The organism is Mycobacterium sp. 1165196.3, from assembly GCF_001673415.1.
Classification (GTDB): Bacteria; Actinomycetota; Actinomycetes; order Mycobacteriales; family Mycobacteriaceae; genus Mycobacterium; species Mycobacterium europaeum_A.
Genome location: NZ_LZLU01000002.1, coordinates 1 through 9,650, shown reverse-complemented (window position 1 = coordinate 9,650; position 9,650 = coordinate 1). Strand labels below are relative to the sequence as shown.

The window sequence follows — 9,650 nt, the reverse complement described above, 5'->3', positions numbered from 1 at the left end:
AGCTGGCCCGCCAAAATGTCGAGAATGTCGCGGTATTCGGTGAGGATCTCCCACGCCTCGGTGTGGGCGGCCTCGATCAACTTGCGGATCTCGTCGTCGATATCGCGGGCGACCTCGTGTGAATAGTCCGCCTGAGTTCCCATGGTGCGGCCCAGGAACGGGTCGCCGTGCTCCGAACCGTATTTGACCGCACCCAGTTTGGAGCTCATCCCGAATTCGGTGACCATCGCGCGGGCGATCTTGGTCGCCTGCTCGATGTCGGACACCGCACCGGTCGTCGGCTCCCGGAAGACCAGCTCCTCGGCGGCGCGCCCGCCCATCGCGAACACCAGCTGAGCGATCATCTCCGAGCGGGTCCGCAGGCCCTTGTCTTCCTCCGGTACCGCCACCGCGTGACCGCCGGTGCGCCCACGAGCCAGGATGGTCACCTTGTAGATCGGCTCGATGTCGGGCATCGCCCAGGCGGCCAGCGTGTGCCCGCCCTCGTGGTAGGCGGTGATCTTCTTTTCCTGCTCGCTGATGATGCGGCCCTTGCGGCGCGGCCCACCGATCACCCGGTCGACCGCCTCCTCCAGCGCGGCGCTGGTGATGACGGTGCCGTTCTCGCGGGCGGTGAGCAGCGCGGCCTCGTTGATCACGTTGGCCAGGTCGGCGCCGGTCATGCCGACCGTGCGCTTGGCCAGCCCGGCGAGGTCGGCGTCCGGGCCGATCGGCTTGCCCTTGGAGTGCACTTCCAGCACCGCTTTGCGGCCCGCCAGGTCCGGGTTGGAGACCGGGATCTGCCGGTCGAAGCGGCCGGGACGCAGCAACGCGGGGTCCAGGATGTCGGGCCTGTTGGTGGCCGCGATCAGGATGACGCCCGCGCGCGGGTCGAACCCGTCCATCTCGACCAGCAACTGGTTCAGCGTCTGCTCGCGCTCGTCGTGGCCGCCGCCCAGGCCCGCGCCGCGCTGGCGGCCCACCGCGTCGATCTCGTCGACGAAGATGATGCACGGATTGTTCTGCTTGGCCTGCTCGAACAGGTCACGCACGCGGGACGCGCCCACGCCGACGAACATCTCGACGAAGTCGGAGCCCGAGATCGTGAAGAACGGAACCCCGGCCTCCCCGGCCACCGCGCGGGCCAGCAGCGTCTTACCGGTTCCCGGCGGGCCATAAAGCAGCACGCCCTTGGGGATTTTGGCGCCCAGCGCCTGGTAGCGGCCGGGGTTCTGCAGGAAGTCCTTGATCTCGTAGAGCTCCTCGACCGCCTCGTCGACGCCGGCGACGTCGGCGAAGGTGGTCTTGGGCATGTCCTTGGAGAGCTGTTTGGCGCGCGACTTGCCGAATCCGAAGCCCATCCGGGCGCCGCCCTGCATGCGGGAGAACATCACGAACAGCCCGACCAGCAGCAGCAACGGCAGCACGTAGACCAGCAACTCGCCCAGGATGCTGCCCTGGTTCACGACGGTGCTGACCTTGGCGTTCTTGGCGCTCAGCGCGTTGAACAGGTCCACCGCGTAGCCGCTCGGGAACTTGGTGATGACCTTGTCCGAATTGTCGGTGTCGCCATTGCCCTTCTTCAGGGTCAATCGCAGTTGCTGTTCGCGGTCGTCGATCTGCGCGCTCTTGACGTTGTCGCCGTTGATCTGGGACATCGCCACGGAGGTGTCGACGGGCTTATAGCCGCGGGTGTCGTCGCTGAAGTAGAAGAACGACCAACCGAGCAGCACCACGACAGCGATTGCCGTGATGGTGCGAATCACGTTTTTCCGGTTCATCAATCATCGGCCTTGCCGGCCAGGTCCTTCCCCGATATACACGCAGCTGGAAAAGTCCAGGCTACCGCTAGCGGAGATCGCCAGCTCCGGCAGAGCCGGGGCGCCGCGGGTCTCCGCCGTCCTGCTCAGTTAACGACCGGCAGTTCCCGACTACTCGTAATAGCGGGCCTCGACGACGTTGCCGTCCGGATCGGCGAAGTAGTACCCCTGCGGCGCCCAGCCCCGGGCGCCGAAGCTCTGGTTCAGCCGCGCGCCGGTATCCACGCCCGCGGCCTGCAGTCGCCGGTCCAGCGCGTCGTATTCGGCCTTCGACAGCGCCAGGCAGACGTGGTTGACCGGGTGCCCGGCGCTGCCCTCGATGCGGGTCAGAGCCTCGGTGGCCGAGACGCTTTCGGCCGGCATCAGGTCGATGATCGAGTCCGCGCAGATCCGCACGCTCGGAAACGGCGCCTCGCCGGCCTCGAATTCGTCGAACCGGACGGGCTCGAGCCCGACCACGCGGGTGTAGAAGTCCATCGAGATCGGCGGGCTTTTCGTCCAGAGCACCACATGGTCGAGTCGCATCGAGTCGAGTATTCCCGGCTTTCGGCCCGTCGGGCCGCGATTCGGCTAAGCCGAACCGGTTCGGGGCCTTCTCAGCCAGCAACCATTGTGCTTTGGTGGGACGGTGCCCCCAACCGAACGGTTAGTAGATACCAATGGTGTGCGGCTACGGGTGATCGAAGCGGGCGAACGTGGCGCACCGGTGGTGCTCCTGGCGCACGGCTTCCCCGAACTGGCCTACTCCTGGCGCCACCAGATATCCGTCCTCGCCGATGCCGGCTATCACGTGCTGGCGCCCGATCAGCGCGGCTACGGCGGTTCGGATCGTCCGGACGGCGTCGACGCCTACGACATCCATCACTTGACGGCCGATCTGGTCGGCCTACTCGACGACGTCGGCGCGCAGCGCGCCGTGTGGGTCGGGCACGACTGGGGCGCCGCCGTGGTGTGGGACGCCCCGCTGCTGCATCCGGATCGGGTGGCGGCCGTCGCCGCGCTGAGCGTGCCGGTGACGCCACGCCCGCACGTGGCGCCGACGAAGGCGTGGCGCAAGATGTTCGGCGAGAACTTCTTCTACATCCTGTACTTCCAGGAGCCCGGTGTCGCCGACGCCGAATTGAACGCCGATCCCGCCCGGGTGATCCGTCGCATGATCGGCAGCCTGCGGACCGACGGCAAGGATGCGCTGGTGCGGATGGCCACCCCCGGTCCGGAAGGCTTCGTCGACCGCCTTCCCGAGCCGGACGGACTGCCGGACTGGATAACCCAGGACGAACTGGACCACTACATCGCCGAGTTCTCCCGCACCGGCTTCACGGGCGGACTGAACTGGTATCGCAATTTCGACCGCAACTGGGAGACCACCCCCGAACTCGACGGGGTGAAGATCCCGGTCCCGTGCTTGTTCATCGGCGGGACGGCCGATCCCGTTCTGTCCTTCACCAGCACCGACCGCGCGGCCGACGCGATCTCCGGTCCGTACCGAGAGGTGATGATCGATGGCGCCGGGCATTGGCTGCAGCAGGAGCGCCCCGACGAGGTGAATGCGGCCTTGCTGGAATTCCTCAACGGATTGGAGCTGCAATGAGCGCGCCCCTGCGTTTTGGAGTGTTTATCACGCCGTTTCACCCCGTCGGCCAATCTCCCACGGTGGCACTGGAATACGACATGGAACGGGTCGTCGCGCTGGACCGCCTCGGTTTCGACGAGGCCTGGTTCGGCGAGCACCATTCCGGCGGCTACGAACTGATCGCCTGCCCGGAGGTGTTCATCGCCGCGGCTGCCGAGCGGACCAAACACATCCGGCTGGGCACCGGCGTGGTGTCGCTGCCCTACCACCATCCGCTCATGGTGGCCGATCGCTGGGTGCTGCTGGACCACCTGACTCGCGGCCGGGTGATGTTCGGGACCGGGCCGGGCGCCCTGCCCTCGGACGCCTACATGATGGGCATCGACCCGATCGAGCAGCGCCGGATGATGCAGGAGTCGCTTGAGGCGATCCTGGCGCTGTTCCGCGCGGCACCCACCGAACGCATCGACCGGCACTCGGACTGGTTCACCCTGCGCGACGCGCAATTGCACATCCGGCCCTACACCTGGCCCTACCCCGAAATATCTACGGCCGCAATGATTTCGCCGTCGGGACCGCGGCTGGCCGGCGCGCTCGGCACTTCGCTGCTGTCGCTGTCGATGTCGGTGCCCGGCGGCTACGCGGCGCTGGAGACCACCTGGGACGTGGTCCGCGAACAGGCCGCGAAGGCCGGCCGGGACGAGCCGGACCGCGCCGACTGGCGCGTCCTGAGCATCATGCACATCGCGGACAGCCGCGAGCAGGCCATCGACGACTGCACCTACGGGTTACAGGATTTCGCGAACTACTTCGGCGCCGCCGGATTCGTGCCGCTGGCCAACAGCGTAGAAGGCACCCAGACGCCGCACGAGTTCGTCGCCGACTACGCGGCCAAGGGCAACTGCTGCATCGGCACCCCGGAGGACGCCATCGCTCACATCAAGGACCTGCTCGACCGCTCCGGCGGCTTCGGCACGCTGCTGATGCTCGGCCACGACTGGGCATCGCCGCAGGCGACGTACCACAGCTATGACCTGATGGCGCGCAAGGTGATTCCGCATTTCAAACGACAGCTCGAGGCGTCGCGGTCGTCACACGACTGGGCGAAGGCCAAGCGTGACCAGTTGATCGGCCGGGCGGGCGAGGCCGTGGTCAAGGCCATCACCGAACACGTCGACGAGCAGAAAGACGCGGTGCACTGATGCGCGCGGCAGTGTTGCGGGACGGCCGCATGGTCTATCGGGACGACGTGCCCGACCCGATACCGGAGACCGGTCAGGTACTGGTCGGCGTGCGGGCCTGCGGAATCTGCGGCTCCGACCTGCATTTCGCCGCCCACGGCGCCCAAGTGCTGGAAATGAGCGACCGGGTGGCCGGCGGCACGGGCGGCATGCACGTGGACCTGAGCCACGACATCTTCATGGGTCACGAGTTCAGCGCCGAAATACTCGAAGCCGGGCCCGACACCGAGACCCATCCGCCGGGCACCGTGGTGACGTCATTGCCGGTGCTGTTGTCCGCCAAGGGCGTCGAACCGATCGTCTACAGCAACAGCACCATCGGCGGCTACGCCGAACGGATGCTGCTCTCGGCGCCGCTGCTGCTGCCGATCCCCAACGGGCTGGACCTCAAGCACGCCGCGCTCACCGAGCCGATGGCGGTGGGGCTGCACGCGGTCAACAAGTCCAACATCGCGCCCGGTGAGACGGCCCTGGTCCTCGGCTGCGGCCCGATCGGGATAGCCATCATCGCCGCGCTGCGGGCCAAAGACGTCGAAACCATTGTGGCGTCGGACTTTTCGCCCAAGCGGCGCGAGCTGGCCACCGCGATGGGCGCCCACCAGACGCTGGATCCGGCGCAGGGTTCACCCTTCGACACCGTCAAGCCCGCGGTGGTGTTCGAGGCGGTCGGTGTGCCCGGCATTATCGACGACGTGATGCTGCGGGCGCGGCCCGGTACCCGCCTGGTGGTGGCCGGCGTGTGCATGCAACCCGACACCGTGCACCCGTTCTTCGCGATCGCCAAAGAGATCAACGTGCAATTCGTGCTCGCCTACACCCCCGACGAGTTCGCCGATTCGCTGCGCGCCCTGGCCGAGGGCGACATCGACGTCAGCCCGCTGATCACCGGCGAGGTCGGCCTCGACGGGGTGGGCGCGGCGTTCGACGACCTGGCCGACCCCGAGCGGCACTGCAAGATTCTCGTCACGCCCTAAGGCTTGTCGGGGGCCCGGCTATAATCGAACGTATGTTCGAGTTACCGACGGACCCCGCCGCGTTGGTGGAGGTGATCGAGTCCACCCATCGGGAGGAATCGATGCTGGTGGCCCGTCGCCTGGCGGCGGTGGCGGCGTTGCTTCGCCACCGGGTGGCCACCGCCGCGCGGCCGGACCGGGAATACGCGGAGATCGACGGCTTCGAGCAGACCGCCGCCGAGGTCGCAGCCGCGATGAACCTCTCGCCCGCGGGAGCCGGCTACCTGGTGTCATATGCGGAGGCGCTCGACATCAGGCTGCCCAGGGTCGCGGCCCTGCTGGCCGAAGGCCGAACGGATTGGCGCACAGTGCGATTGATCATCACCCGCACCGACCTGGTCACCGACGGGCAAGCACTGGCCAAGCTCGACCTATCGCTGGCCGGCCGCATCGGCAACTGGCATGGCTGGTCGCGGCAGCGGATCGTCAACGCGGTAGACGCCGCCGTGCGCGCCTGCGATCCCGACGCGGCCCGTGAGCGCCGCCTCGCCGCCGAGGACGACCGCCACGTCGCAATCCGTGCCAAAGGGGACGGGATGGCCGAGATCTACGGCTCGGTCGCCGCGACCGCGGCGGCCGCCTTCGACCGCCGGCTCGCACAGCTCGCCAAGCAGGTGTGTGCGGCCGACCCCCGGACATTCGATCAGCGCCGGGCCGACGCGCTGGCGGCATTGAGCGAGGGCCGCGGATTGACTTGCGCCTGCGAGCAACCGGAGTGTCCGGCCCGTGCGGGCGCTCACGATGCTGATGCCGATCGGACCGGGGCGCGGGTGGTCATCAACGTAGTGGCCAGCGAAGAGACCGTGAACGCCGACGGCGCCTTGCCCGGTTATCTGGAGGGCTACGGCGTCATCGACGCCGAGCAGGTACGCCAATTGGCCGCCGCCGCATCGATGCTCATCGCCAATCCGCTGACCAGTCCGGTCGAGGCACTGCGTTATCAACCGTCCGCCGCATTGGAGCGGGCCGTCCGGTGCCGCGACCTCACCTGCCGGTTCCCGGGATGCAGCCGGCCGGCAATGGCGTGCGACCTCGACCACACCGTCCCCTTCAACCACCAAGATCCGACGGCGGGCGGCCGGACCACCGGGGAAAATCTGAAATGCCTGTGCCGCCAACATCATCGACTCAAAACCTTCGGCGGCTGGCGTGACGAGCAACTTGCCGACGGCACCGTGGTGTGGACGTCGCCGAGCGGCCGCATTTACCGGACCTCGCCCACCGGGGCCGACCTGTTCCCACAGCCGCGTGGTCCGGCATGCGCCGCGCCCGCGCCCAGGAGGCGCAGCCTGTCACAGCAGCGAAGCGCGCGAATTGCACACGCTCGCAAGCACAACCGCGAGACCCGGCCGATCAATGAAGCTCGATCGCGGCTAGCACGGGCCCGAGCCGACGAAATCGCGTCGCGCAAGTTCCGAAACCACATGCGCGACATGCTGTTGCTGTTCAAGGGCACGCCCAGCACCAGCCCGTTCTGCACCTGGGTGAACGATCCCCGAGAACCGGAGGAACTGCCGAGCGATTGGGTGCCCGACGAGCCAACGCTGCAACCCTTACCGGACGACCCGCCCTTCTGATTCATCCCAAGCTTTTCGACTTCAGATCAGCCGCCCGCCGGGGGTTGTGCGATGACGGTGGGCTTGAAGCCGTATCGGGGCGCCACAAGGTGGGCCGCGGTGCCGCGCCCGGCCCCGCCGGTGGGAACCATCGGCACGCCACCCACCGCATTGGTGGCACGTTCAACGGCCCCCGCGGCGGTGGCGCCATTGAGCGCCACGGCGACCGAGGGCGTCGACGGGGCCGCGCTCGCCCAGGCCGCCGGGACCGACAATCCACCGACCGACGCCGCCTTGCCGACTGCTCCGCCGATCGCGCCCATCGAGCCCAGCCCCGCGCCCGAAACGGCCGCGGGGACAACCGCTTCCGCGGCTTTGGCGGCCCCCTCGGCCGCGGACTTCGCGGCCGGCATGAAGCCCTGCGCGAGGCTCTGGATGTCTTTGAACGAGGTGGTGAAAAGCCGCGTCGGCGAAATCAACCGGATGAACGCGTCGAACGGCGTGCTGGCATCCAACGTTTGCGATCCGGTCAGGCCCTCCAACAGATCACCCAACGGGCCGCTCACCACCAGGCCATCACCTTCGGGGTTGAGGCTGATCCCGCCCAGGGAGAACGCGGGATTGTTCGTTGCTTGGGCCACCGCCGCGGCCTGACCGGCGGTCCCGGTGGGATTGGTCGTTGCCTGGGCCACCGCCGCGGCCTGAGAGGCCGCGCCGGCCGGGTTGGTCGCGGGTTCGGCCGGCTCGAACGGTGGCAACGTCGACGCGGCGGCCGACGCTCCGGCGTACCCGTACATCGCGGCGGCGTCTTGCGCCCACATCTCACCGTATTGGGCCTCGGTGGCCGCAATGGCCGGGATGTTCTGGCCGAGGAAGTTCGTCGCCAGCAACTCCGTCAGCAACGCCCGGTTCGCCGCGATCACCGGCGGTGGCACCGTCTCGGCGAACGCCGCCTCGTAAGCGCCCGCCGCCGCTACCGCCTGAGCGGCAACGTGTTCGGCGCGATCGACCGTGTCGCGCAACCACGCCACCTGCGGAAGTACCGCCGTCAGCATGGACGCGGCGGCCGGCCCCTGCCAAGGTCCGTCCGTGAGGCCCGCGATCACCGCCGCGTAGGCGGAAGCCGCGGAGTGCAGCTCGGCGGCCAGGCCGTCCCAGGCCGCCGCGGCCGCCAGCAGCGGACCTGAGCCGGGTCCCGAGTACATCAACGCGGAGTTGATCTCGGGCGGCAACTGCGCAAAATCGAGCATCGCGAGCTCGCCTAACCGACCGCGGCGGTGTTGGCGATCTCCGTGGCGGCGTACGAACCGGCGCTGATGCCGAGCATCGTCGCCAGCTGCTCACGAATCACCGCGGCCTGCGCGCTGATTTCCTGGAACAGCTGGCCGTGCCGGGAGAACTGTTGCGCGGTCAATATCGATACCGCGTCGGCCGCGGCGGGAGCCACACTGGTCGTGGGAACCGCCACCGCCGAACTTCCCTCCCGCACGGCCGCATTGATCCGGTTCAGCTCGCGGGAAGCCGCATCCAGTATTTCCGGCTGCGCCATCAAAAAAGACATGACTTCTCAAAAACCTTTCACATCAATAGTTCTCGGGCACTCGTCCAGGTGCCGAGTCGGACGCCTGGCCACGTTAGGTCAGTCGTGTCTCGAGATGACAGCCCCAGAGGCGCTAATTCACGGCCGGGACGAAAACTGTTCACTTAGCTGATCTGGAATGCTGCGACTTTTGCAATCCATATGAAAGTCGTTGTGTGCACACATATTTGAGGCCATATATGAACTCATATGAGACCTCTGTGCCGCCCGCCCGGGTTTGCCCGCGGCGCACGAGACGGCTCTGCCCAGGCGTGGCCGAGCCTGGGTGCGGCACAACCAGGAGACCTACGCCCTGGATACGCACGAGCAGCTGCACGCAATATCGGGCTATGAGCAACACAACGTCAGCCTGGTTGGCCAGCACTAACCAAGCAGCACCTTGATGCGGGGACTAATCGACTCTCCGGTTCGGCTCACCTAGCATGCGGGCACACCAAACCCTTCCCGGCGCAGTGCGATTGACCGCCCTGGGCGTGGGCTTCCTGGTGGGGCCGGTCGCAACGCCCGCCCTGCTGTGGCTGACTTTGGTCCTGGACCTGCCGCTGGTGCTGATAATCGTCCTGCTCATCGTCATGGTGCTCATGTCAAACGGGCTGTCGCACCTCATCATTCGCGTATGCGGGCTGAACGAAACCGGTGGCTTCGGCCGAAACGCCGACAACGCGGCGATGGTCAGGCCGGCCGCGACCGCGGCGATCGATCGGCGGACAAACCTCGAGGCATTCGGTGCGACCGGCATGCCTGGCACCCTAGCGTCCGGGCCGCGGTCGGTGGGCGCGATTTACGCCGCGGCGTTGTCGGCGTTTCGGCCGAAGCCACCGGTTTCGTTCAGCCCGCATACGCGAATGATGAGGTGCGACAGCCCGTT

Annotated in this window: 9 protein-coding genes; 5 read left to right on the top strand and 4 right to left on the bottom strand. The window is 67.5% G+C overall.

Annotated features, from left to right (window positions below; translation table 11 throughout):
- Nucleotides 1–1,760: ATP-dependent zinc metalloprotease FtsH (gene ftsH, locus A5659_RS00170; RefSeq protein WP_066867262.1), on the bottom strand; the 1,760-nt coding region annotated here is incomplete at its 3' end.
- A 150-nt stretch (nt 1,761–1,910) separates the two neighbouring features.
- Nucleotides 1,911–2,324, bottom strand: coding sequence for a VOC family protein (locus A5659_RS00165; protein WP_066880029.1), 414 nt, complete (start codon nt 2,322–2,324; stop codon nt 1,911–1,913).
- A 103-nt stretch (nt 2,325–2,427) separates the two neighbouring features.
- Between A5659_RS00165 and A5659_RS00160 the strand changes: the two genes are divergently transcribed.
- Genes A5659_RS00160 through A5659_RS00145 form a run of 4 tightly spaced genes read left to right on the top strand, consistent with a single transcriptional unit; the run spans nt 2,428 to nt 7,203 of the window.
- Nucleotides 2,428–3,390, top strand: coding sequence for an alpha/beta fold hydrolase (locus A5659_RS00160; protein WP_197497857.1), 963 nt, complete (start codon nt 2,428–2,430; stop codon nt 3,388–3,390).
- Nucleotides 3,387–4,574, top strand: coding sequence for an LLM class flavin-dependent oxidoreductase (locus tag A5659_RS00155; protein WP_067024579.1), 1,188 nt, complete (start codon nt 3,387–3,389; stop codon nt 4,572–4,574). The genes A5659_RS00160 and A5659_RS00155 overlap by 4 nt, the downstream gene beginning before the upstream one ends.
- A complete protein-coding gene (locus A5659_RS00150; protein ID WP_067024577.1) occupies nt 4,574–5,587 on the top strand; it encodes a zinc-binding dehydrogenase in 1,014 nt (337 codons plus the stop codon). Before A5659_RS00155 ends, A5659_RS00150 begins: the two co-directional genes overlap by 1 nt.
- Nucleotides 5,588–5,619: 32 nt before the next feature.
- Nucleotides 5,620–7,203 carry an HNH endonuclease signature motif containing protein gene (locus tag A5659_RS00145; protein ID WP_067024575.1) on the top strand — a complete coding sequence of 528 codons (1,584 nt, stop codon included), beginning with the start codon at nt 5,620–5,622 and terminating at the stop codon, nt 7,201–7,203.
- A gap of 26 nt (nt 7,204–7,229) precedes the next feature.
- On the opposite strand, the gene A5659_RS00140 is transcribed toward A5659_RS00145, so the two are convergent.
- Both A5659_RS00140 and A5659_RS00135 read right to left on the bottom strand, forming a co-directional pair.
- Entirely contained in the window at nt 7,230–8,432 is a 1,203-nt protein-coding gene (locus A5659_RS00140; RefSeq protein WP_067024572.1) for a PPE family protein, read from the bottom strand.
- 11 nt (nt 8,433–8,443) lie between these two features.
- On the bottom strand, nt 8,444–8,743 hold the full coding sequence (locus A5659_RS00135; protein ID WP_066867248.1) for a PE family protein: 300 nt from the start codon (nt 8,741–8,743) through the stop codon (nt 8,444–8,446).
- 461 nt (nt 8,744–9,204) lie between these two features.
- On the opposite strand from A5659_RS00135, the gene A5659_RS28320 reads away from it, so the two are divergent.
- Nucleotides 9,205–9,650: hypothetical protein (locus A5659_RS28320; protein ID WP_067024569.1), on the top strand; the 446-nt coding region annotated here is incomplete at its 3' end.

Coding starts and splice junctions, on each gene's coding strand:
- A5659_RS00140 (WP_067024572.1), bottom strand. CDS start 8,432: ATGCTCGATTTTGCGCAGTTGCCGCCCGAGATCAACTCCGCGTTGATG.
- A5659_RS00135 (WP_066867248.1), bottom strand. CDS start 8,743: ATGTCTTTTTTGATGGCGCAGCCGGAAATACTGGATGCGGCTTCCCGC.
- A5659_RS00165 (WP_066880029.1), bottom strand. CDS start 2,324: ATGCGACTCGACCATGTGGTGCTCTGGACGAAAAGCCCGCCGATCTCG.
- A5659_RS00155 (WP_067024579.1), top strand. CDS start 3,387: ATGAGCGCGCCCCTGCGTTTTGGAGTGTTTATCACGCCGTTTCACCCC.
- A5659_RS00145 (WP_067024575.1), top strand. CDS start 5,620: ATGTTCGAGTTACCGACGGACCCCGCCGCGTTGGTGGAGGTGATCGAG.
- A5659_RS00150 (WP_067024577.1), top strand. CDS start 4,574: ATGCGCGCGGCAGTGTTGCGGGACGGCCGCATGGTCTATCGGGACGAC.